The 21,034-nt window shown below is 72.8% G+C and carries 21 protein-coding genes and 1 pseudogene; 8 read left to right on the top strand and 14 right to left on the bottom strand.

Annotated elements, in window-relative coordinates; all coding sequences use genetic code 11:
- Positions 1-133 precede the first annotated feature (133 nt).
- Genes ACWAT2_RS13750 through ACWAT2_RS13740 form a run of 3 tightly spaced genes read left to right on the top strand, consistent with a single transcriptional unit; the run spans position 134 to position 4,556 of the window.
- Complete coding sequence (locus ACWAT2_RS13750; RefSeq protein ID WP_402376524.1) at positions 134-2,473, top strand: SpoIIE family protein phosphatase; 2,340 nt, start codon at positions 134-136, stop codon at positions 2,471-2,473.
- 54 nt (positions 2,474-2,527) lie between these two features.
- Positions 2,528-3,529: a sigma-70 family RNA polymerase sigma factor gene (locus ACWAT2_RS13745; RefSeq protein WP_402376527.1), complete on the top strand. Its 1,002-nt coding sequence runs from the start codon at positions 2,528-2,530 to the stop codon at positions 3,527-3,529.
- Between the two features lie 43 nt (positions 3,530-3,572).
- The gene (locus ACWAT2_RS13740; protein ID WP_402376530.1) at positions 3,573-4,556 is read left to right on the top strand and encodes a 5'-3' exonuclease; all 984 of its coding nucleotides are present in this window, start codon (positions 3,573-3,575) and stop codon (positions 4,554-4,556) included.
- An 87-nt stretch (positions 4,557-4,643) separates the two neighbouring features.
- On the opposite strand, the gene ACWAT2_RS13735 is transcribed toward ACWAT2_RS13740, so the two are convergent.
- The 4 genes from ACWAT2_RS13735 to ACWAT2_RS13720 form a co-directional block, all read right to left on the bottom strand.
- On the bottom strand, positions 4,644-5,402 hold the full coding sequence (locus ACWAT2_RS13735) for a copper homeostasis protein CutC (RefSeq protein WP_402376531.1): 759 nt from the start codon (positions 5,400-5,402) through the stop codon (positions 4,644-4,646).
- Positions 5,402-8,056 (bottom strand): phosphoenolpyruvate carboxylase, encoded by a 2,655-nt coding sequence (locus tag ACWAT2_RS13730; protein WP_402376765.1) that lies wholly within the window; start codon positions 8,054-8,056, stop codon positions 5,402-5,404. The genes ACWAT2_RS13735 and ACWAT2_RS13730 overlap by 1 nt, the downstream gene beginning before the upstream one ends.
- Positions 8,057-8,202: 146 nt before the next feature.
- Positions 8,203-9,036 carry a hydroxymethylpyrimidine/phosphomethylpyrimidine kinase gene (locus tag ACWAT2_RS13725; RefSeq protein ID WP_402376534.1) on the bottom strand — a complete coding sequence of 278 codons (834 nt, stop codon included), beginning with the start codon at positions 9,034-9,036 and terminating at the stop codon, positions 8,203-8,205.
- Between the two features lie 24 nt (positions 9,037-9,060).
- Positions 9,061-9,372, bottom strand: coding sequence for a hypothetical protein (locus ACWAT2_RS13720; RefSeq protein WP_402376536.1), 312 nt, complete (start codon positions 9,370-9,372; stop codon positions 9,061-9,063).
- A 116-nt stretch (positions 9,373-9,488) separates the two neighbouring features.
- Here ACWAT2_RS13720 and ACWAT2_RS13715 point away from each other — a divergent pair, with 116 nt between their 5' ends.
- Positions 9,489-10,274 (top strand): deoxyribonuclease IV, encoded by a 786-nt coding sequence (locus ACWAT2_RS13715; protein WP_402376539.1) that lies wholly within the window; start codon positions 9,489-9,491, stop codon positions 10,272-10,274.
- 12 nt (positions 10,275-10,286) lie between these two features.
- On the opposite strand, the gene ACWAT2_RS13710 is transcribed toward ACWAT2_RS13715, so the two are convergent.
- The 4 genes from ACWAT2_RS13710 to ACWAT2_RS13695 form a co-directional block, all read right to left on the bottom strand.
- Positions 10,287-10,472 (bottom strand): hypothetical protein, encoded by a 186-nt coding sequence (locus tag ACWAT2_RS13710; protein WP_402376541.1) that lies wholly within the window; start codon positions 10,470-10,472, stop codon positions 10,287-10,289.
- Positions 10,469-11,710 (bottom strand): YdbT family protein, encoded by a 1,242-nt coding sequence (locus ACWAT2_RS13705; protein WP_402376544.1) that lies wholly within the window; start codon positions 11,708-11,710, stop codon positions 10,469-10,471. The genes ACWAT2_RS13710 and ACWAT2_RS13705 overlap by 4 nt, the downstream gene beginning before the upstream one ends.
- A gap of 272 nt (positions 11,711-11,982) precedes the next feature.
- Positions 11,983-12,489: a PH domain-containing protein gene (locus ACWAT2_RS13700; protein ID WP_402376547.1), complete on the bottom strand. Its 507-nt coding sequence runs from the start codon at positions 12,487-12,489 to the stop codon at positions 11,983-11,985.
- 109 nt (positions 12,490-12,598) lie between these two features.
- Positions 12,599-12,748, bottom strand: a complete 150-nt coding sequence (locus tag ACWAT2_RS13695) for an aureocin A53 family class IId bacteriocin (protein ID WP_480048919.1) — start codon at positions 12,746-12,748, stop codon at positions 12,599-12,601.
- On the opposite strand from ACWAT2_RS13695, the pseudogene ACWAT2_RS13690 reads away from it, so the two are divergent.
- Positions 12,743-13,108 (top strand): annotated as a pseudogene (locus ACWAT2_RS13690) (TIM barrel protein); the annotation flags it as partial. The gene ACWAT2_RS13695 and the pseudogene ACWAT2_RS13690 overlap by 6 nt on opposite strands.
- A 15-nt stretch (positions 13,109-13,123) precedes the next feature.
- On the opposite strand, the gene ACWAT2_RS13685 reads toward ACWAT2_RS13690, so the two are convergent.
- Together ACWAT2_RS13685 and ACWAT2_RS13680 are read right to left on the bottom strand one after the other, a co-directional pair.
- Positions 13,124-13,498, bottom strand: coding sequence for an NUDIX hydrolase (locus ACWAT2_RS13685; RefSeq protein WP_480048917.1), 375 nt, complete (start codon positions 13,496-13,498; stop codon positions 13,124-13,126).
- Between the two features lie 231 nt (positions 13,499-13,729).
- On the bottom strand, positions 13,730-14,038 hold the full coding sequence (locus tag ACWAT2_RS13680; RefSeq protein ID WP_402376553.1) for a hypothetical protein: 309 nt from the start codon (positions 14,036-14,038) through the stop codon (positions 13,730-13,732).
- Here ACWAT2_RS13680 and ACWAT2_RS13675 point away from each other — a divergent pair.
- Entirely contained in the window at positions 14,007-14,489 is a 483-nt protein-coding gene (locus tag ACWAT2_RS13675) for a transposase (protein WP_480048916.1), read from the top strand. The genes ACWAT2_RS13680 and ACWAT2_RS13675 overlap by 32 nt on opposite strands.
- Here ACWAT2_RS13675 and ACWAT2_RS13670 read toward each other — a convergent pair.
- The gene (locus tag ACWAT2_RS13670; protein WP_402376558.1) at positions 14,486-15,163 is read right to left on the bottom strand and encodes a response regulator; all 678 of its coding nucleotides are present in this window, start codon (positions 15,161-15,163) and stop codon (positions 14,486-14,488) included. The genes ACWAT2_RS13675 and ACWAT2_RS13670 overlap by 4 nt on opposite strands.
- Positions 15,160-16,476, bottom strand: a complete 1,317-nt coding sequence (locus ACWAT2_RS13665; protein ID WP_402376561.1) for a sensor histidine kinase — start codon at positions 16,474-16,476, stop codon at positions 15,160-15,162. The genes ACWAT2_RS13670 and ACWAT2_RS13665 overlap by 4 nt, the downstream gene beginning before the upstream one ends.
- A gap of 162 nt (positions 16,477-16,638) precedes the next feature.
- Between ACWAT2_RS13665 and ACWAT2_RS13660 the strand changes: the two genes are divergently transcribed.
- Both ACWAT2_RS13660 and ACWAT2_RS13655 read left to right on the top strand, forming a co-directional pair.
- The gene (locus tag ACWAT2_RS13660) at positions 16,639-17,538 is read left to right on the top strand and encodes an ABC transporter ATP-binding protein (RefSeq protein ID WP_402376564.1); all 900 of its coding nucleotides are present in this window, start codon (positions 16,639-16,641) and stop codon (positions 17,536-17,538) included.
- Complete coding sequence (locus tag ACWAT2_RS13655; RefSeq protein ID WP_402376567.1) at positions 17,535-18,329, top strand: ABC transporter permease; 795 nt, start codon at positions 17,535-17,537, stop codon at positions 18,327-18,329. Before ACWAT2_RS13660 ends, ACWAT2_RS13655 begins: the two co-directional genes overlap by 4 nt.
- 66 nt (positions 18,330-18,395) lie before the next feature.
- On the opposite strand, the gene ACWAT2_RS13650 is transcribed toward ACWAT2_RS13655, so the two are convergent.
- Both ACWAT2_RS13650 and ACWAT2_RS13645 read right to left on the bottom strand, forming a co-directional pair.
- Complete coding sequence (locus ACWAT2_RS13650; RefSeq protein WP_402376569.1) at positions 18,396-19,292, bottom strand: DNA/RNA non-specific endonuclease; 897 nt, start codon at positions 19,290-19,292, stop codon at positions 18,396-18,398.
- Between the two features lie 45 nt (positions 19,293-19,337).
- Positions 19,338-20,981: an outer membrane protein assembly factor BamB family protein gene (locus tag ACWAT2_RS13645; protein WP_402376572.1), complete on the bottom strand. Its 1,644-nt coding sequence runs from the start codon at positions 20,979-20,981 to the stop codon at positions 19,338-19,340.
- Positions 20,982-21,034: the final 53 nt, after the last annotated feature.

The following is a 21,034-nucleotide window of genomic DNA, read 5'->3' as shown; positions in this document are numbered from 1 at the left end:
ATCGGTTCCTGCTCCCAGTGTGCGCGCGGTGTGACGTAGGTCGCAACGGGTAGCCGGGACGACTTGGGCGGCCACGACCCGGCGAGGTCCCGCGATAGCACGAGAAAGCGCCGACACACGCCATACTGGGTCCGTGCCCGAGGCCAAGGTCCTGGGTTCGCTGCTCCGTGGCGCACCGGACGAGTCCATCGCCGACGAGGTGTTCGACCGCATCGTGCGGCTCGTCCACCGGAACCTCGGCGTGCCCGCAGCCGTCTTCGTCGTCCTCTCGGACGGCATGCAGGTGCTGCCGGGTGCGGTCGGGATGCCGCCGGCGCTGCAGCGCGACCGGACCATCAACGTCGCCGACCCCGCGACCGCCCTCGTCGTCGCCGCCAGGGCACCGCTCGTCGTGGACGACATCCGGGCCGACGACCGCTTCGCCCACCGGTACATCTCGCGGGAGATGGGCACGCGCGCGGTCGCCGGCTTCCCCGTCGAGGACGGCCGCGGCAGGATCGTCGGCGCCCTCTGGGCCCTGGACACCGAGGTGCGGCACTGGACCTCCGACGACCTCGCCACCCTCGGTGACCTGGCGGCGTCGTGCTCGGGCGAGCTGCGGCTCCGGGCGGAGCGCGAACGTGCCCGGCGCGCCGAGCAGGTCGCGTTCCGTGCCCACCAGCGTGCACAGTTCCTGCTCGGCCTCTCGGAGCAGTTCGCCGGCGTGACCACGCTGGAGGAGGTCGAGGAGACCATCGCCCAGGTGGTGGGGACGGGCATGGGTGCGCGCTGGTGCTCGCTCGCCCTCGTCGACGCCGACCGCCGGCACCTGCGCTACGTGACGGTCGGCCACCAGGAGCCCGGGTTCCCCGACACCATGCGCTCGACCCGCCTCGACGCGGCCCGGCCGGACACCGCCGTCGTGCGCGAGCGCCGGACCCTCTTCTACCGCGACCAGCAGGAGATGGGCGAGGCCTACCCCGCCATGGTCGACGTCGGCCTGATGACCACCGGTGCCCGGTCGTTCCTGCCGGTCGTCGCGGACGACGACGTCATCGGCGTCGTCGTCTGCGTGTGGGAGGAGGCGCGCGAGCACGACGCCGGGACCGCCGCGCTGGAGACCACGCTCAGCCGGTACGTCGCGATGTCCCTCGAGCGCGTCGCGCTGCTGGAGGCCCGACGGCGGGTCGCGACGACGCTGCAGGAGTCGCTGCTCTCCGACGCGCCCGAGGTCGCCCACCTGGACATCGCCACGACGTACGCGCCCGCCGCCCGCACCGACCAGGTGGGCGGCGACTGGTACGACGCCGTCGTGCGGGACGACCGCACCGCGGTGCTGACCATCGGCGACGTCACCGGGCACGACGTGAGCGCCGCCGCCCAGATGGGCCAGCTCCGGTCGATGCTGCGCGCGCTCGCCTGGAGCCACGACGAGTCCCCGGCGGCGCTGCTCACCCGCCTCGACCAGGCGAACGCCATCCTGGGGCCGCACGCGCTGGCGACCGCCATCGTCGTGCGGCTCGACCACGACGAGCACCCGCAGGGCGACACGGGGCCGGACGGCACCCCCGAACGCGGGTACACCCTCACCTGGTCCGACGCCGGCCACCCGCACCCGCTGGTGCTGCGCCGTGACGGGACGGTCGAGCAGCTCGACGCCCGCACCGACATGCTGCTCGGCGTCGACCCGAGCACGGAGCGGCTCGACCACGTCACACGGCTCCTGCCCGGGGACACGCTCCTGCTGTACACCGACGGGCTCGTCGAACGCCGCGGCGTCATGATCACCGACCGCATGCACGACCTGCGCGAGGCGCTCGCCGACGTGCACGGCGAGGCGACGGCGGCGCTCCCGCGGGCGTTGGTCCGGCGGCTCGTGGGCCGCGCCCAGCGTGACGACGTCGCGGTGCTGGCGGCCCGCGCCCGCGTCCCCGCACCGTCCGGACCGCCCGGCGAGGACGGACCCGCCACCGCCGAGCGCAAGGTCGCCGAGATCCTCAGCGACCTCGGCCCCGCCCGGCGGTGGGTCGACGACGTGCTCGAGTCGTGCGACGTGGACGCCGAGCAGCGGCGCACGGCGATGCTGCTGGCCAGCGAGATCCTCACCAACGCGCTGGAGCACGGACGGGGCCCGATCGTGGCGACCGTCGAGGTCGACGACCGCCGGCTGCGGGTGGGTGTGCGCGACGGCTGCACGCGCCCGCCCGTCCTGCGCGCGCCGGAGCCGCAGGACCTCTCCGGGCGAGGGGTGCAGTTCCTGGAGCGGCTCGCGTCCCGGTGGGGCGTCCAGCAGCACCAGGAGGGCGACGTCGTCGGGCGGCACGCCGCCGTCGGCGCCGGCAAGACCGTGTGGTTCGAGATCGACCGCACGGCCCGCCCGCTGAGCGGCAACGTGCCGGTGGTGCGGCGGTCCTCGCCGGCCACCAGCTCGGTGCCGCTCGTGGAGCGGGTGCTGCCCTGGACGCGGGACGAGGCGCGCCGTCGTCGGACCTAGCCGTTCGGTGCGCGCCCCTCGCGGGTGTCGGAGCCTCGATCTACCGTGTGAAACATGACACAGACGGTGACGGACGTCGGCGGCACGCCCGACGTCGGAGCGCGCCTCGAGGAGCACCGGCGGGAGCTCACGGGCTACTGCTACCGGATGCTCGGCGGGGCCGGCGACGCGGACGACGCCGTCCAGGAGACGATGCTGCGCGCCTGGCGCGCCTACGACCGCTTCGAGGGGCGGTCGTCGTTGCGGTCCTGGCTCTACCGGATCGCGACCAACGTGTGCTTCGACGCCCTCGGCGCGACCAAGCGGCGTGAACGGCCGATGGGGCTCGGCGGCCCGCAGCCGGCCGAGATCGAGAACTTCGGCGACACGCTCCCCGAGGAGCGGTGGGTCGAGCCCGTGCCCGACGACGCCGTCCTGCCGCGTGAGGGCGACCCGGCGCAGATGGCCGTCGGGCGCGAGTCGGTCCGGCTCGCGTTCGTCGCCGCCCTGCAGCACCTCCCGCCCCGCCAGCGGGCGGTGCTGGTGCTGCGCGAGGTGCTGCGCTGGTCGGCGGCGGAGACGGCGACCCTGCTCGACACCACCGTGGCCTCGGTGAACTCCGCGCTGCAGCGGGCACGCGCCACGCTGGGCACGAAGGCGCTGGAACGCGACCAGGCCCGCTGGGGCACGGTCGACGACGAGCTGCTGGAGCGCTACCTCGACGCGTTCGAGCGCTACGACATGGACGCCCTCGTCGCCCTGCTGCGCGAGGACGCCGTGCTCAACATGCCGCCGTACACGTTGTGGGTGTCCGGTCCGCGGGAGATCGCCCGTTGGATGCTGGGACCGGGCCGCGAGTGCCGCGGCTCCCGCTGCCTGCGGGTACGGGCGAACGGCTCGATGGCGTTCGGGCAGTACCGCGCGTCCCCCGACGGCGGGTGGGAGCCGTGGGGTCTCGTGGTCCTGGAGGACGACGGCGTCGGCCACATCACCGGCATCACCACGTTCCTCGACACGTCGACGTGGTTCCCCCGGTTCGGGCTCCCCGACCACCTCCCCACCGAGCCCGCGAGGTAGTACCGCTCCCGCCCGTGACGGTGCCGCCTGAGAGGCTGACCCCATGCGCCTGCTGCTCCTCGACACCGCGAGCCTCTACTTCCGCGCCTACTTCGGCCTGCCCGGCTCCCTGCGCTCACCCGACGGCCGACCGGTCAACGCGGTGCGCGGCCTGCTCGACATGATCGCGTTCCTCGTCACCGAGCACCGCCCCGACCGCCTCGTCGCCTGCTGGGACGACGACTGGCGGCCCGCGTTCCGCGTCGACGCGATCGGTTCCTACAAGGAGCACCGGGTGGCCGAGCGACGCGACGACGGACCGGACGTCGAGGAGGTGCCGGACGACCTCGTGCCGCAGGTGCCCGTCATCGTCGACGTCCTGGCCGCGCTCGGCATCGCCCGCGTCGGGGCGCCGGGCTTCGAGGCGGACGACGTCATCGGGACGCTGGTGGCCCGCGAGCTCGCCGCGACAGGTACGGCACCACGTGGCGACGACGGCGGTCCTGGACCGCGGTCGGCCGGCCCGCGGATCGCTGTCGTCACCGGCGATCGCGACCTGTTCCAGCTCGTGGACGACGCCGCCGGGGTGGCGATCCTCTACCCGGCCCGCGGCGTGCGGGACCCGGACGTCGTGGACCAGGCGCTGCTCGCCGAGAAGTACGGGGTGCCGACGGGAGCCGCCTACGCCGAGATGGCGGTGCTGCGGGGCGACCCGTCGGACGGGCTTGCGGGGGTGCGCGGCATCGGGGAGAAGACGGCGGCCAAGCTGCTCCAGAGGTACGGCTCGCTGGAGCGCCTGCTCGAGGCCGCGACGGCCGGGGACAAGGGCGTCACACCGACCCAGCGGGCGAAGCTCGCCGAGGCCGCCGACTACCTCGCGGTGGCTCCCGCCGTCGTGCAGGTCGCGGCCGACGCTCCGGTGGGGACGTTCGACGACACCCTGCCGCGCGAGCCGTACGACCCCGAGACTCTCGACGCCCTGGCCGACCGCTGGGGCATCCGCTCCAGCGTCGAACGCGTGCTCAAGGCGCTCGACGCGCCGAGGTAGCCGACCGGTCAGCGTTGTGGGCGCGATTTCTGGGTCGAATACCAGCACTAAAGGGGCATATCAGGCCAGAAATCGCGCCCACAACACTCAGGGGGTGCGGAGGGCGGCGGCCGCTGCGGCCGCCACGTGCGGGTCGGTCACCTCGTAGCCGGAGCCGCCCCCGCCGCCGGGCCCGCCGTCGTCGGCCACCGTGCGCTTGGCGGACAGGTGGACAGCGTCGACACCGACGTCTCGCAGCGCGGGGACGTCCTCGACACGGACCCCGCCGCCGGCCATGATCTGGACGCCGCCGCCGAGCCGACCGCGGGCGTGCGTGACACAGGCGCGCAGCTGCTCGACACCGTCTGCGCAGCGTGCGGCCCCACCCGAGGTGAGCACGCGCGCGACGCCGACCGCCGCGAGCGCGTCCAGGCCGGCGACCGGGTCCGCGAGCTGGTCGAACGCGCGGTGGAACGTCACCTCGGCGCCGTCGGCGGCAGCCACGAGCTCCGCCACGGCGGGCAGGTCGACCTCGCCGGAGCGGGTGAGCACGCCGACGACGACGCCGCGCGCCCCCGCACGCAGGGCCGACTCGACCTCGCGCACCTGCACGTCCAGCTCGCCGTCCGTCAGGACGAAACCGCCCGGCCGCGGCCGCACCAGGACGTGCACCTCGACGACGCTGCCCGACGGCGGGGCCGCGGCGCGCTCGACGGCGGCGGCCAGCAGGCCGGGGCCCGGAGTGACACCACCGGTCGCTCCGAGGGCGGTGCACAGCTCGACCCGCCGGGCGCCCACGGACGCCGCGACGTCCACACCGGCGACGTCCTGCACCGCCAGCTCGAGCGCGACCGCCCCCGGTGTCATCAGCCGGTGTTCTGCAGGCCGGCGCTCACGCCGTTCACGGTGAGCAGCAGCAGGTGGCGCCAGCGGTCCTTGTAGCCGCCGTCGACCCAGTCGCCGTCGTCGACCGTCAGGCCCTCGCTGGCGCCCTGGGTACGCAGCGCACGCAGCGCGCGCACCTGCAGCAGGGACAACGCGTCCACGTACGGCGAGCGCAGCTGCACCGCCCGGCCGAGCACCCGGCGGCTGGCCAGCGGCCACTCGTTGCCGGTGATCTTCAGGACCCACTCGCGCGTGAGGCGCAGCTCCTCGAGGACCATCTCGGCGAGGTCGTCGCGGTCACCGAGAGCCAGGTACTTCGCGGCGATGCGCTCGTCCGTCTTGGCGAGCGACATCTCGATGTTGTCGAGCAGCGTGCCGAACAGCGGCCACTCGGTGTACGCCGCCCGGAGCTCGTCCAGGTCGCCGAACTCGCGCAGCGCCGTGCCCAGGCCGTACCAGCCGGCCAGGTTGATCCGCGCCTGCGACCAGGAGAAGACCCACGGGATGGCGCGCAGGTCGTCCAGGGAGTTCACCGAGAGGCCACGCTTGGCCGGGCGGGAGCCGATCGGCAGCAGGCCGACCTCCTCCAGGGGCGTGACCTCCGCGAACCACTGCGGGAAGCCCTCCGACTGGACCAGCTCGTGGAAGCGCGCGCGCGAGGACCCGTCGAGCGCGGTCGCCAGACCCGAGAAACGTTCGGCCGTGCTGGCGTTGCGCTTCTCCGTCGACGGCGCCGAGGCGAGCAGCGTGGCCGCGGCCACCTGCTCGATGTGCCGCGCCGCGATGGTCGGGTCGCCGTACCGGGCCAGGATGACCTCGCCCTGCTCGGTGAGCTTGAACCGGCCGTCCACCGAGTGCGGGGGCTGGGCGAGGACCGCGCGGTTCGCCGGGCCGCCGCCGCGTCCCAGCGCGCCGCCACGGCCGTGGAACTGGGTCAGCGTGAGGTCGTGGCGCTGCGCCCACTCGGCGATGCGCGACTGCGCGGAGTGCAGCGCGAGCGTCGCCGCGACGGGCCCGACGTCCTTCGACGAGTCGGAGTAGCCGAGCATGACCTCGACGCGGCGCCCGTTCGCCGCCAGGCGCCGCTGCACCTGCGGCATCTTGAGCATCGCCTCGAGGATGTCGACCGAGTTCTCGAGGTCCGCGAACGTCTCGAACAGCGGGATCGCGTCGATGATCGGCGCGTCGTCCGAGCCGTCGAACGCCAGCTCGGCGAGGTGGTACACGGCCGCCATGTGCTCCGGGGCCTGCGTGAACGAGACGATGTAGCGGCGGGCGGCCCGCTCGCCGAAGCGCTTCTGCACGGCGCCGAGGGCGCGGAAGGTGTCGAGCACCTCGCGCGTGCGGTCGCTCAGCTCGCCGTGGATCCCCTTCTCGGCGATCTCGTCGAGCGCGGCGGCGTGCACCTGCGAGTGCTGGCGCACCTCGATCTCGGCCAGGTGGAAGCCGAACGTCTGCACCTGCCACACGAGCTTCTGCAGGTCGCCGAACGCTGCCCGCTGCGCCCCCGCCTCGACCAGGGAGGACTGCACGACGCGCAGGTCCGCCTCCAGCTCCTCCGGACGGCGGTAGGCGAGGTCGGCGTCCCGCGTGCGGGTCGCGGCGATGCGGCCGGCGATCGCGAGGACCGCCGCGCGGTGCGGCTCGTTCGGCGAGTCCGCGGCGGCGGCCGTCGTCAGCTCGTCCGAGAGCTGACGGAACCGCTGCCACAGGGCCTTGAGCTCGGCCGACGCCGGGGTGGTCGCCTCCTCGAGGGTCAGCTTGCGGCCCGTGGTGCGGGCGGCCTGCTCGAGGGCGGTCAGAGCGTGCTCGGCGGCGAGCGTGGCCGCCTGCCGCGTGACCTCCGCGGTGACGTTCGGGTTGCCGTCCCGGTCGCCGCCGATCCACGACCCCAGGTAGACGAACGGCTTGGCGATCGGGGCGCGCGCCCCCGCCTCGCCGTTCAGCAGCCAGTCGTCCAGGCGGCGGTACACCTCGGGGAACGTGCTGAACATCGTCGCGTCGAAGACGCCCATGGCGGTCTTGACCTCGTCGAGCACGGTCGGCTTCGACGCCCGGATCGGGGAGGTGCGCCACATCGTGTCGATCTCGGCGAGCATGCGCCGCTCGTTCTCCGTACGGGAGGTGCCGCCCGGACGCATCGTGTCGCGCTCGGCGAGCAGCGTCGAGACGCGCCGCACCGCACCGGAGACCGCCCGACGGCGGGCCTCGGTCGGGTGGGCCGTCAGGACCGGGCGGAACTCCAGCTCACCCAGGCGCCGGACGGCCTCCTCACGGCCGACCTCCTCGGTGAGCTGCGTGAACGCCGCGGGGAGCGACTCCTCGATCGCGGCGCCCGACTCCGACTCGCGGTGGTGCAGCACCCGCACGCGGTGGTACTCCTCGGCGAGGTTCGCCAGGTGGAAGTAGCACGTGAAGGCGCGGGCCACCTGCTCGGCACGCTCGAGGCTGAACCCCGCGACGACCTCGGCGGCCTCCTCGAGGCTCGCTCCGCCGTCGTCCACGCCGTAGGCGCGGATGGTCAGCTCGCGCAGGCGCTCGACGTCGTCGAGCAGGTCCTGTCCGCCGGCCTCGCGCAGCACGGTGCCGAGCAGTCCGCCCAGCAGGCGGATGTCGTCGCGCAACGGGTCGGGCATCTCGTGCCGGGCGACGACGCGCTCAATCGCGCCGGTGCTCGGGCTCTGCTGTCCGTAGTTGTCGCTCACGCCCTAGAGACTAAGGGGATCACCGCTTGAGACATAGTTTGCGTCCGCCGTGCGGACCGTGCGGCCGCGCTGCCTCCTCAGGCCCGCTGCCGCGCGTAGGCCCCCTGCCACACCGTGTCGAACGGCGTGTGCGCGGCCACCCGCGCGCGGATCCCCTGGGTCACGACGTCCTTGGCGGTGCGGACCGCCGTCGCGACGTCGGCACCCTTCGCGAGCTCGGCCGTGATGGCCGCCGCGAACGTGCAGCCGGCGCCCGAGACGCGCTCCTCGCCCACCTTCGGCGTGCGCAGGACCGTGACGTGCTCACCGTCGTAGAGGACGTCGACGGCGTCCGGCCCGGGGAGCTCCACACCGCCCTTCGCCGCGACGTACCGCGGCCCGGTGGACGTGTCGAGCTGTTCGTGGATGCGGCGCGCCGCCTCGATCAGGTCGTCGACCGACTCGACGGCGTCCATGCCGGCGAGGATCTTCGCCTCGAACAGGTTCGGGGTGACCACCGTGGCGAGCGGCAGCACCTGCGCACGCAGCGCGGTGTCGGTGTCCAGGGCGGCGCCCGGCTCCTGGCCCTTGCAGATGAGCACCGGGTCGAGCACGACGTGCCGCCACGGCCGGGACGCCAGCGAGCGTGCGACGACGTCGATCGTGGCGGGCGTGCCGAGCATGCCGATCTTCACGACGTCGAGGTCGTGCGTGGCCGTGGCCGCCTCGAACTGGTCGGCGATCACCTCCGGCTCGACCGGGACGAACCGGTGGCTCCAGTCGTGCTGCGGGTCGAACGAGACGATGCACGTCAGGGTGCCGACGCCGTAGGCACCGAGCTGCTGGAACGTCTTGAGGTCCGCCTGGATCCCGGCGCCACCGGTGGCCTCGGACCCGGCGATGACGTAGGCGAGAGGTGGTGTGCTGGGCATGCCTTCCAGCCTACGACGAGCGGCTCAGAGCGTGCCGAGCAGCCGTGCCCGGGCTTCCGCACGCTCGGCGTCGGAGATCCGTCCGGACGCGTGCAGCCGGTCCAGGTGCTCCAGGCGGGCCTCGACGGCCTGCCCGACGACCGGAGCCGCGGAACGGCGACGCGCCACGACCACGCCCCGGGCGACCACCGCCGCGATCCCGGCCAGCGCCAGCAGGAGGACGGCCGTCCAGACGAGGTCGTAGGTGGCGGGGAGGAAGACGTCGATGCCGGGCGCGGACAGCTGTTCGACGGTCGCCGCACCGGCGAGCGTCAGCGCCAGCAGGGCTCGCAGCATCAGAGGCTCTCCCAGGTTCTTCGTCGTCGACCTCCAGAAACGTAGCAGCACCGCGACCCGGGCTGCCACACCTGGCTGGGCAGGCGCCGTCGGACCCTCCTCGTACCCTGGTGCCCATGAGCGTGCAGATCGGTGCCCACGTGAGCCTCGCCGACGCGGTGGCGGAGGCCGGCCGGATGGAGGCCGACGTCGTCCAGGTGTTCCTCTCCGACCCCCAGGCGTGGAAGGTGCCGCCGCTGGAGCACCCGGGTGGTGCCGAGGCGTTCCGCGCGGCGACGGCGGCGGCGGGTCTGGACGTGTACGTGCACGCCCCGTACGTCATCAACGTGGCCTCCACGAACAACCGCATCCGGATCCCGAGCCGCAAGCTGCTGCAGCAGATCATGACGGGCGCCGGGGAGGTCGGCGCGAAGGGAGTCGTCGTGCACGGCGGGCACGTCACCGCCACCGACGACCCGGCCAAGGGATTCGACAACTGGCGCAAGGCGATCGACGCGCTCGAGAGCGACGTCCCCGTCCTCATCGAGAACACCGCGGGCGGCGACCACTCCATGGCGCGACGGCTCGAGCGGATCGAACAGCTCTGGGCAGCGGTGCAGCAGGCCGACGGCGCCGACAACGTCGGGTTCACCCTCGACACGTGCCATGCCTGGGCCGGCGGGCTCGACCTGGCCTCCGTCGTCGCCGACGTCCGCGCGATCACCGGCCGGATCGACCTGGTGCACGCCAACGACTCGCGGGACGAGGCCGGGTCGGGCGCCGACCGGCACACCAACTTCGGCACGGGGAAGATCCCGGCCGAGCTCCTCGTCGGCGTCGTCGCCGAGGCCGGTGCGCCCGTGGTCTGCGAGACGAAGGGCGACATGGGCGCGGACATCGCCTGGCTCCGCGACCGGCTCTGACGGACTACCGGCTCATCGGTTCCGCCGGTTCAGCGCTCCCAGCACCACCGCGACCGCCACGAGGCCGCAGGCTGCGGAGGCGAGCACACCGCCGAGCCATCCGACGTCGGTCAGCGTCCGCAGCACCACCATGACCACCACCACCACCACGGCGAGGACGACCATCCCGATGGCGTCGTTCGACGGACGTGTCTTCATGACCCTCTCCTTGTGTTGTCAGGCACGGCGCCAGAGCTCCATGACAGCTCATCGACGGTGCTGGATCTCCGTGAACGTCGCCCGGCAGCGAGGAGTGCGGCCGGCAGGTCGTCAAGGGCTCTCCTGTCGTAGCGCAGGGCTGTCAGCGCACGCCGTCCACCACCGTAGTAATCGACCCGTGCGCAGATCGAACGGCCGATGAATCCGTACTCCGACACGCCCTGCACGGCGGCCAGGTCGATGCGCCGCTGGAACTCGGAGACCACACGCACCTCGAGCACCATCGCGCTGCCCGTCCTGTCGAGAGTCAGCCGCGCCGCCGCCCTCTCGACGAGGATGCCGAGCAGGACCGCCACGAGGATGCCACCGCCGACCGCCTGAGCCGTGTTCAGGCTCAGACCACCCATGGTCGTCGCAGCGAGGACGGCCGTCGCGAGGAGCATCGACGCCGCCGACAGCTTCACGACCAGCGCCCGACGCCAACCTGCCACGTACAGCGGCGAGCGAAGCCGCTCCCCGCCCAGGACCGTGTCCGCGATCTCGGCCACGATCCGGCGGGGCAGGGACGGCAGGACGAGGTTGGTTCCCAGTCCCGAAGAGCTGTCGACCGACACGAGGGTCAGGCGCACTCGATCGGCGGCAGTCTCCAGGAGATTGCGAGACAGGGTCAGCCCCACGATCCCGTCCGGCCCGACGACCCGCCGCTTCGTCGAGAGGAGCCCGTAGGACAGCACCAGATGCCCCCCGTCGGTCCGGAGCACGGTGAAGCTCGAGTACCGCAGCACGGTGAGCAGGAGGCCCACCACCGGGACGAGCACCGCGGCCAGCACCAGCAGTCCGAGCACGCTGCCCCCGGACAAGGCCAGCAGGCGGTCGGCCTGGCCCAGCTCGAGAACGGTTCCTACGCCGCCGACCACCGCGCCGAACCCCAGGCCGACGAAGCGCCCGTACATCAGCCCGGCGACGGCGAGGTCCCACACCGAAGCGCTGTACACCATCTGGGAGCCCGGGTCCTCGTCCCGGTGGCCGTGAGGACCGGGGCGGGCACGAGGGTCCGGCAGCCTGCCCGCCGTCCTCGATCGCCGCTCGATCGAGTCCCGTACCGAGACATCCACCGCCGGGATGACCAGCGTCGTGGCGTCGGCCGCCCCCTGGAGCAGCGTCACCTCCGTCAGCCCGAAGAAGCGCTGCGCCCACGAGGAGCCCAGCTCGACCGTGCCGATGCTGTCCCACGACATGCTTCGCGACCGGTGTCGCACCAGCCCTGTCACGACCGTGATGCCGTGCTCATCCACGAGAAGACGGCACGTGTACCAGGAATACACCGGGAGCAGCAGACGCAGCACCAGACCGAGGCCGACCGCGACGACGACCCACCGAGAGTCAAACGGAAGCTGGGCGAATCGAGCTGCGAACGCGATCAGTACGAGACCGGCCAAGCCAGGGAGGTCCTCAGCATAGGTAGCGACGATATGGCGTGCAGGAATTCGCTGAACGGCATGGAGGTCGCTCACACCTGCCCCCGTGCACGATCGTTCGCCGCGACGAGCAGCGACCTGATTCGGTGGAACTCCTCCTGCGACACAGGCCCGAGCTTCTCCACCTCGGAGAGGCACGTGAACTTGACGTAGACGTCCCCCTGCCGCCGAAGAAGAGGACCTTGCGTGGACTCGACATTGAGCACTTGTCGTGAGGGGACATACAGGCGCTTCTGGAAGAGGCGACCTCGATGGACCTCAACCATCTCTCCGTCCACGGAGTACCTCGTGTAGCGGATCTTCCAGCGATTCACGACCAGAATCTCGAGAGGTAGCCCTGCGACAAACATGGCGACCGCCACGAAGATCAGCCGATCGCGCCACGGACCGTCGACGCTCACCACCACCACTCCCAGTGCGACGAGGAAGACCAGCGTGGCGTCGATCACCGCGCGGGCACGAAGATAGCCTCCCGCACGAGGAGAGAGACGACGCATGCTCGAGACCGCCCGCCCGGCCACGATCTGGTCGGGGACCATCCACGCTCCCATCATTCGGCGGCGTTCCTGGGCCGGAGGCCCGGCCGTACCATCCGGCCCAGGAACACCAACTGTTGCAGGCCGGCGCCGGCCCTGCTCGGCGATCGCGTCAGGCGAGGCCGAGTGCTCGCAGGATCAGTTCCATGATCGTCGCGAAGCTCAGTCCCGCGTCCAGCCAGCGCTTCACCGTGCGCCAGTTCCTCCGAGCCCAGGCGATGGCCTTGGAGACCTTGCGGGCCCCCCAGCGCCACGCGACCACTCGATGGCGCGGCGTCTCGAACGGATCGAGCAGCTCTGGGCTGCCGTCCAGCAGGCCGGTGGCGCCGAGCACGTCGGGTTCACGCTCGACACGTGCCACGCCTGGGCGGGCGGGATCGACCTGGCCACCGCCGTCGCCGACGTCCGCGCGATCACGGGGCGCATCGACCTGGTCCACGCCAACGACTCCCGCGACCAGGCCGGCTCCGGCGCGGACCGGCACACCAACTTCGGCGCGGGCAACATCCCGCCGGAGCTGCTCGTGGGCGTGGTCCGCGAGGCCGGCGTGCCGGTGATCTGCGAGACCAAGGGCGACGTCGGCACCGACATCGCCTGGCTGCGCGGGCGGGTGTCGGGATGATCTCCGCGCGAGAACTCACACAGGCCGACGGACGAGGTACCGGCAGATGGCTGCGAGCGACGTGGCATCGCGGATGAGGCCCTCGTCGACGTAGCGCCGAAGATCGTCCGGTGTCACGATCACGGGAGTCCACGTCTCACCGTCATCCAGCCGCTGGGCTTCCGCGCGGTCGAGGGAGGCTTCGAAGACGTGGCAGCGAGCCGCGCTGATCGCCGGGACCGCGAAGAACGAACCCAGCGGAGCGATACGGGCCACCTCGAAGCCGCTCTCCTCGCCGAGCTCGCGCGCGGCGGCCTGCTGGCGGGGCTCCCCCCGGTCGGCCATCCCGCCCGGCAGCTCGAACGACTCCCCGTCATCGGCCGCGTCTCGGCGACCCCGAACGAGAAGCACGTGCACTCACAGCCAGCATCAAGGAGAAGACCGTGACCAGCTGCCCACCCTGGCCCGCTGTGACACCCACGTCGTCGGACATCTCGGGCAGCACACCCGCGATGATGTAGTCGTTGGTGTACATGACGAAGGCCGTGCCGGCGACCGCCCAGAGCCAGAGCGGCAGGTGCGTCCGGCGGGGGTGCCTCAGGCGCCGCTCGGCGAGGACCACGTTCCCGCCGACGGCCCGCGTCATCCCGAGGCGACGACGACAGCGGTCGACCACGCCAGCACTGCTACGACGGCCATGGCACCGAGCACCCACGGAATCCAGCGCGAGCGCGCCTTGAGAAACGCGGCGATCAGTGCGGCGACGAATCCGACCGCTCCGAAGAGCAGGAAGGCCCATCCGGCGAACGACTGCCACTCTGGCAGGCCGTCGGCGGCCTCATCAGCCGCGTAGCCCAAGACGTAGTTCACGACCATCGCCACGACGAGGATCGCCCCGAAGGCCGCGACCATCCACATATTGCGCCGGTTCGACTTTTCTTCGATCTCCACAGAATTCCCCTTCTCCTTGCCCTCTGTCGGGCGGGTCACGCCCGGCCAGACCGGGGACAACCCGCAGTTGCTGCCCCTGCTCGACCAGGTCAACGTACGCCGTGACGGTCCTGGCCGACCTCGCAGCCGTCCCGGCCGGGTGCTGGCTGACAAGGCATACTCGAGTCCTTCGACCCGCCGGGCGATGCGCGCCCGGGCCATCGCGTTCACCAGTCCGGAGACGAAGGACCACGCCGGCCACCGGCTTCGTCGCGGCAGCAGGGGCGGGCGCTCACCCGCGTTCGACGCCGAGATCTACAAGGGCCGCCACGTCGTCGAACGCTGCTTCAACAGGCTCAAGCAGTTCGGCGCCCTGGCCACCCGCTACACCAAACGCGCCGCCTACTACCGCTCCGAACTCACCATCGCCGCCATCGTGCTCTGGCTCCGCGAGTCACCGGACACGGCCTAGGGCGCGGAGAGCCCGGCGTCGTGCACCGCGATCGCCGCCTGCACCCGGTTGGCCGCACCCAGCTTGTCCAGGATCCGCGACACGTGCGTCTTGACCGTCGGCACGCTCATGTACAGCCGTGCCCCGATCTCGGCGTTCGACAGCCCCTCGGCCAATACCGCAGCGACCTCCCGCTCCCGGTCGGTCAAGGTCGCGAGGCGGCGTCGGGCCATCAGCCGGGCATCGCCCGAGCCGTCCTCCGGCGCGGTCGAGAACTGCGAGATCAGCTGGGTCATGACCGACGGCGACAGGGTCGGCTCGCCGTCCGCTGCCGCGCGCACCGCCGCGACCAGCCGGTCGGGCGGGGTGTCCTTCAGCAGGAAGCCCGCGGCCCCGGCCCGCAGGGCACGCAGCACCATGTCGTCCGTGTCGAACGTGGTCAGCACGATGACCCGCGACGCACCATCACCCTGCGCGACGATCTGCCGGGTCGCCTCGATCCCGTCCACACGTGGCATCCGGATGTCCATGAGGACGACGTCGGGACGCAGCCGGCGGACGAGGTCCACGCCGTCGTCCCCGTCGCCGGCGTCACCGACGACCCGCACCTCGGGGGCACCGCCGAGGATCAGGCCCAGCCCAGCGCGCACCAGCGCGTCGTCGTCCACCACGACGACGGAGATCGAGTCGGTCATGGTTCCCACGGTAGCCAGGCGTGCAACGTGAATCGGCCGTTCTCCGCACGAGCGGTCAGCGTGCCACCGGCCAGCTCGACCCGCTCGGTGAGACCCAGCAGGCCCAGGCCGGACCGCGGCACCGCCGTCGTGCCTCGGGTGTCCGGCTGCCGCACCGCGCCCGGCTGGAACTCCCGGTCCACCGCGAGGGCCGTCGGGTTGCTCACCGCGATCCACACGCCCTGACCCGTCGAGCCCAGCAGCTCCACCCTTGCCGGCAGCCCCGGAGCGTGCTTGCGCACGTTCGTCAGGCCCTCCTGGACGATGCGGTACGCGGTGCGCGACGTGGCCGTCGGCAGCCGTTCCGGGTCCGTCGTGCGATCGACGAGCCGCACGGGCGTCCCGGCATCCGTGGTGGTCCGCGTCAGCGCCGGCAGGTCGGCGAGCGTGGGCTGGGGACGCTCCGGCGCACCGGCCGCCGGACCACCGTCCGCGTCGGACGCCGGACCGTCCAGCCCGCGCAGGACCCCGAGGACCTCGCGGAGCTCACCGAGCGCCTCGTGGGCACTGTCCCGCACCAGCGCGGCCGTCTCGGCGACCTGCTCCCGCGGCAGGTCGATCCGGTACGCGAGCGCCCCGGCGTGCATGGCCACCAGCGACATGCGGTGCGCCAGCACGTCGTGCATCTCACGGGCGATCCGGGCACGCTCGTTGGACCGCGCCTGGGCGACCCGGCTCGCCTGCTCGCGCTCCGCCGTCGCGATCCGCTCGTGCAGGCCGGCGAGGTACTCGCGCCGCAGGCCGATGTACGCCCCGATCCACACCATCAACGAGTAGAGGACCACGCCACCGGCCAGCGCGAACGTCCATCCCATGCTGCTGTCCGTGGGATAGATCGACTCGTACGTCCAGCCGCCGGCGATGTACACCGCGCCGATCGCGACGATGCGCCACCACCGCCGGTGCGTCGCCAACGACACCACCGCCAGGGTCACCGGCCCGACCGCCACCACCGACACCGCGCTCGCCGCGCAGAGCAGCAGCGCGACCGTGGTGGGCCACCGCCGCCGCAGCAGCACCAGGCCGAAGCAGACGAGCCCGACCAGCACGTCCAGGACGAGCCGCGACTCCGTGGGCCCGACCTGCGCCGCGTCCATCTCGACGAGCATGCCGCCGAAGATGGTCGTGCTGATCAGCAGCGCCACCGCCAGCCGCCACGTCTCGCCCCACACCCGCTGCCACCGCTCCCGCGTTCGCGCCGGGTCCCGCGGGCGCGGCTCGGCACCGAGGACTTCGGGACCAGGACGGTACGGGTCCTCCAGCGAGGTGGGCACCCAGCGAGCGTAGAGCGAAGACCCCGGCCCGGCATCCGCCGTCGGACGCTGCGTGGCGGCCCCGACATCCGCCGAAGGGATGACCCGGACGAGCCCGACGGCGGAGACGAACCCTCCCTGCGGGCGATGCGGGCAGGCAGGCGTCCACGGAAGTCTGGACCCATGATCACCGTGGAGCACCTGACCAAGAGATACGGGCCGGTCCCGGCCGTGAGCGACGTGTCGTTCACCGCCGAGCCGGGCCTCGTGACCGGATTCCTCGGCCCGAACGGCGCCGGGAAGTCCACCGCCATGCGCATGATGACCGGGCTGACGCCGCCGACCAGCGGCACCGCCCGCATCCTCGGCAAGCCGTACGCGGCGCTCGCCAACCCGGGCCGCCGGGTCGGGGTGCTGCTCGACGCCGCAGCCCAGCACGCCGGCCGCACCGGCCGCGAGACGCTCGCCCTGTCCGCGCTCCTCACCGGCGTGGGACGGCACCGCGTCGACGAGGTGCTCGACGTCGTCGGCCTCACCTCCGCGGAGGCCGGCCGCCGCGTGCGTACCTACTCCCTCGGCATGCGCCAGCGCCTCGGCATCGCCGGCGCCCTGCTCGGCGAGCCCGACGTGCTCATCCTCGACGAGCCGGCCAACGGCCTCGACCCGGCCGGCATCCGCTGGATGCGTGACCTGCTGCGCGACTTCGCGGCCGGCGGCGGCACCGTGCTGCTGTCCTCCCACCTGCTGTCCGAGATCGAGCACGTCGCCGACCGGCTCGTCGTCATCGGGCGTGGGCGCGTCGTCGCCGAGGGCACCAAGGACGAGCTGCTGCGCGCCGCCGGGACCTTCGTGCGCTCCACCGACGACGCCGCGCTGGCGACCGCGTTCCGCGACGCCGGCATCGACGCGGAGCGCCAGGCCGGTGGTGGCTTCACCACCTCCGCCGACGCCGAGCAGGTGGCTCGCACGGCCGTCTCGGCCGGTGTGCTCGTCATCGAGCTGCGCGACACGTCCTCCCGCGGGCTCGAGGAGCTGTTCCTCGAGCTCACCGCCGACGACGCCCGAGAGGCGGTGTCCGCATGACCGCCGTCCAGCAGACCATGGCCCCCACCCGGGCCCGGAAGACCGACCTCAAGCCGGTCCCCTTCACCCGCCTGGCCGCGTACGAGTGGCGCAAGCAGCTCGACACCCGGGCCGTCCGGTGGCTGTTCGTCACCATCGCCGTGATCACGGCCGGGGTCCTGGCCGTCTCCGCGCTGGTGGGCGAGGGGAACGTGTCGTTCGAGGCGTTCGTCACCAACACCTCGACGCCCCTGGCGATGCTCCTGCCGATCGTCGCCATCCTCGCCACCACCGCCGAGTGGTCCCAGCGCACCGGGCTGACGACCTTCACCCTGGAGCCGCGCCGGCTGCGGGTCGTCTGGGCCAAGCTGGTGACCGCCGTCGGCTCCGGGCTGGCGTTCTTCCTGGTCGCCGTCGTGATCGCCGCGCTGGCGCACCTCGCGGTGATCACCTTCCGGGACGCTGACGCCGACTGGGGCCTGGGGGCGATGACGGCCGGCATGGTCCTCATGCTCGCGATCTGGATGGTGCAGGGCGTCGCGTTCGGTCTGGCGCTGCAGAGCACGCCGGGCGCGATCGTCGTCTACCTCGTGGTGCCGACGATCGTGGGCGCCCTCACGGCGCTGGTCCAGTCGTGGGAGAACGTCTGGCCGTGGATCGACCTGCAGACCTCCTCCATGCCGCTGATCATGGGCGACCCGATGGGCGGCGAGCAGTGGGCGCAGCTCGCGGTCACCGCCGCGATCTGGGTCGGGCTGCCTCTCCTGGTCGGGATCCTGCGGGTCCAGCGCGGCGAGATCAAGACCGCCTGACTCGCCACCCCGCGTGCTGCCGAACGTCGTGATCCGGACCGTTTTGCCCAGTCAAAGCGGTCCGGATCACGACGTTCGGCGCGGGGTGGGGGGTGGCAGCACCTCGGCCGGGTGGTGCAGCTCCGTCCAGCCCGACGGCGGACGGCGTGAGGTCGTCCTCGGCTCGACCCGCCGCTCGGGCGCCGGGCCGCGGACGTCGGCGTCCACCACCGGCCCGAGGTCCAGGCGGGTCAGCGAACCGACGTCCGCGACCGGCACCTGGAACGTGCGGAACGGGCCGAGCGGCGGCACCTGGCCGACGGCGAGCGCCCGTCCCGTCGCGGTGCTCAGCTCCGCGTCGGTCAGCAGCGGCGTCTGGTCGAGCACGAACGCCGCGGCCCGCAGCGCGGGCGAGGTGCCGCCGTCGGGCACCGTGGCCCACGCGACGACCTTCCAGAACTGCCGCGGTACCGCGACGCCGCGGTACACGGGGTCGGAGTCGAGGAACACGCACCCGGTGAGCACCACGATGCGGTGGTCGTGGGCGTCGGCGTACTCGAGCACGTGGTCCTCGAGCCCGTTCCACAGCTGCTTCGACTGGTTGAACCCGCCGACCTGCGGCGCGGCGTTGGTGTAGACGAACGTGGCCTCGCCGGCAGCCCGCGCCTCGTCGACGGTGCCCCACATCGGGTCGAGCCGACGCACGAGGTGCCCGCGGTCCAACGGGTTGTGGTGGTACAGCTCGTTGCCGGACTGCTCCGCGGGCGGCGCCTGGGGATCGAGCCGCCAGGACCCGGACCTCGGCAGCCGCTGGAGCCGCGCCCCGTCCACGGCGCACGCGGTGGCGGCGGCGAGCCGGCGCTCCGGGTCGAGCAGCACGCTGAAGTGGGGATGATCGAGCCGCCGCAGCGGCCGGTCAGCGGTGGGCAGCGGCACGCGGACGGTCCCGCCGGGCCCGAGGAACTGTGCGTCGTAGCCGGTCACAGAGCCGAGCCAACCATGCTTCTCCGCCGGCGGAGCACGGGCACGCTACGACGTCGTGAATCCCGCCAGCCCCGCGGGCCACCAGCGCAGCAGAAAGCCGTCCACGGCGACGTCGACGCCCCACCCCTCCTCGGGCAGGTCGGTGGACCACAGGTCCTCCCCCGTGGCGGCGTCGATCGCCCGCCACCGCGACACCACCTCCGTGTCGGTGTAGGTCGGGACGACGAGGGCCACCACCGTCCCGTCGGTGAACACCGACCGCACCTGGCCGTCGCGCCCGTCGGTGAGTGCCGCGTACTCCTGGAGCAGGTCGTCGCGCACCCACAGGACCTCGCCGGTCGCGAGGTCCAGCCCGGCCACCCGGTCGCGCTCGTCCAGCACGACCGCGGTACGCCCGGCCCGCGCGAGGTAGCTCGTGGCGGACAGCTGCACCGACCAGACCGTCCCGCCGTCGGGTCCGACGGCGCGGACCTCGTCCCGGCCCGCGACCAGCCAGCGCTGGTCCGAGCGCCCGTCCGTGGCACGCGGGTCCAGCAGCCGGCCCTCGACGTCGAAGCGGTGCGCGCCGTCGGAGTCCAGCACCTGGAACTCCCACGACGACTGACCCCACGGCCCGGCGGAGACGGCATAGCCGCCGTCGACCAGCGGCCGCACCCTGCGGACCACCTCGCCCCCGGCGTCCTCCAGGCCCGTCAGGTCGAGGCGCCGTCCGTCCGGCGTGAAGTACGCCAGCACGCCGCAGCCGGAGAACCCGACGAGGCGTCCGCTGACCATGTGCTCGACGTCGCCACGGCGGTCGAGCTGGGCGTTGCGGCCCCCGGTGGTCCAGCGCACGCACCGGGTGGAGTCGGTCACCTCGCCGAAGGGCACAACCTCCGCCCACCGCTCCGCGCCCGTGACGGCGTCCGTCGCGCGCACCTCGAGGTCGTACCCGTCGTCGATCTCCCCCACGACGGTCAGGTTCGTCATCGGGTCGCCGCGGAGCTGGACGTCCACGTCGCGGGCCTCGCCCACCCAGGTCGCGGTGAGCACCGTGCCCTGCGGCCCGGGCACCACGACGTCGTGCTCCTCGGTGACGGCCCGCCGCCCCAGCACCGTCCCGTCCGGGTCGACGGTGGTCACCATGGCCTCACCCGAGACGGCCTCCCCCACGCACACGACCTGGGCCGTCGAGGTCAGCTCGACCGTCTCTGCCCAGAACGCCAGGCCGGGTCCGCACACGGCGGCACGGTCCACGAGGTCGACGGTCCAGCGCCGCTGCCCCGTCAGCAGGTCGATGCCGAGCAGCTCGTCGTACCGGTGGACGCCCGCGACCCCGCCCGCCACGGCGACCAGGCCGCCCGGGGTCCGCACGCCGACCTCACCGTCCTCGACGCGCCACGCCTCGGTCGGCGGTGCCCCGAGGTCGACGAGGCCGCCCGCCGCGGCTCGCAGCTCGTCCGAGCGTCCCCGGTCGAGGACGCCGTCGACCACCACGACCGCGACCACCAGCATGGCCGCCACCATGACGGCACCGAACCGGGTGCGGCGGGACAGTCCGCGCCACCGCCGACCGGCGCGGGACAGGACGCCCGGACCGGCGGACGGCGACCCGGGTTCGGGGCCGACGGCGCAGACAGGGTCGGGTGGCTCGCCCGAGGCCGTGCCGGCCGCAGGAGATTCCGCGGCCTCCGTGCCGTCGTCGGGCACGAGGTCGAACGTGTAGGCCCTCTCAGGGGCTCGACGCCGTCGCCCCACTCCCC

This window comes from Isoptericola sp. GX10416 (assembly GCF_056590155.1).
Note: the sequence above shows the minus strand (reverse complement) of the source record. Positions and strands in the feature narration are given on the sequence as shown.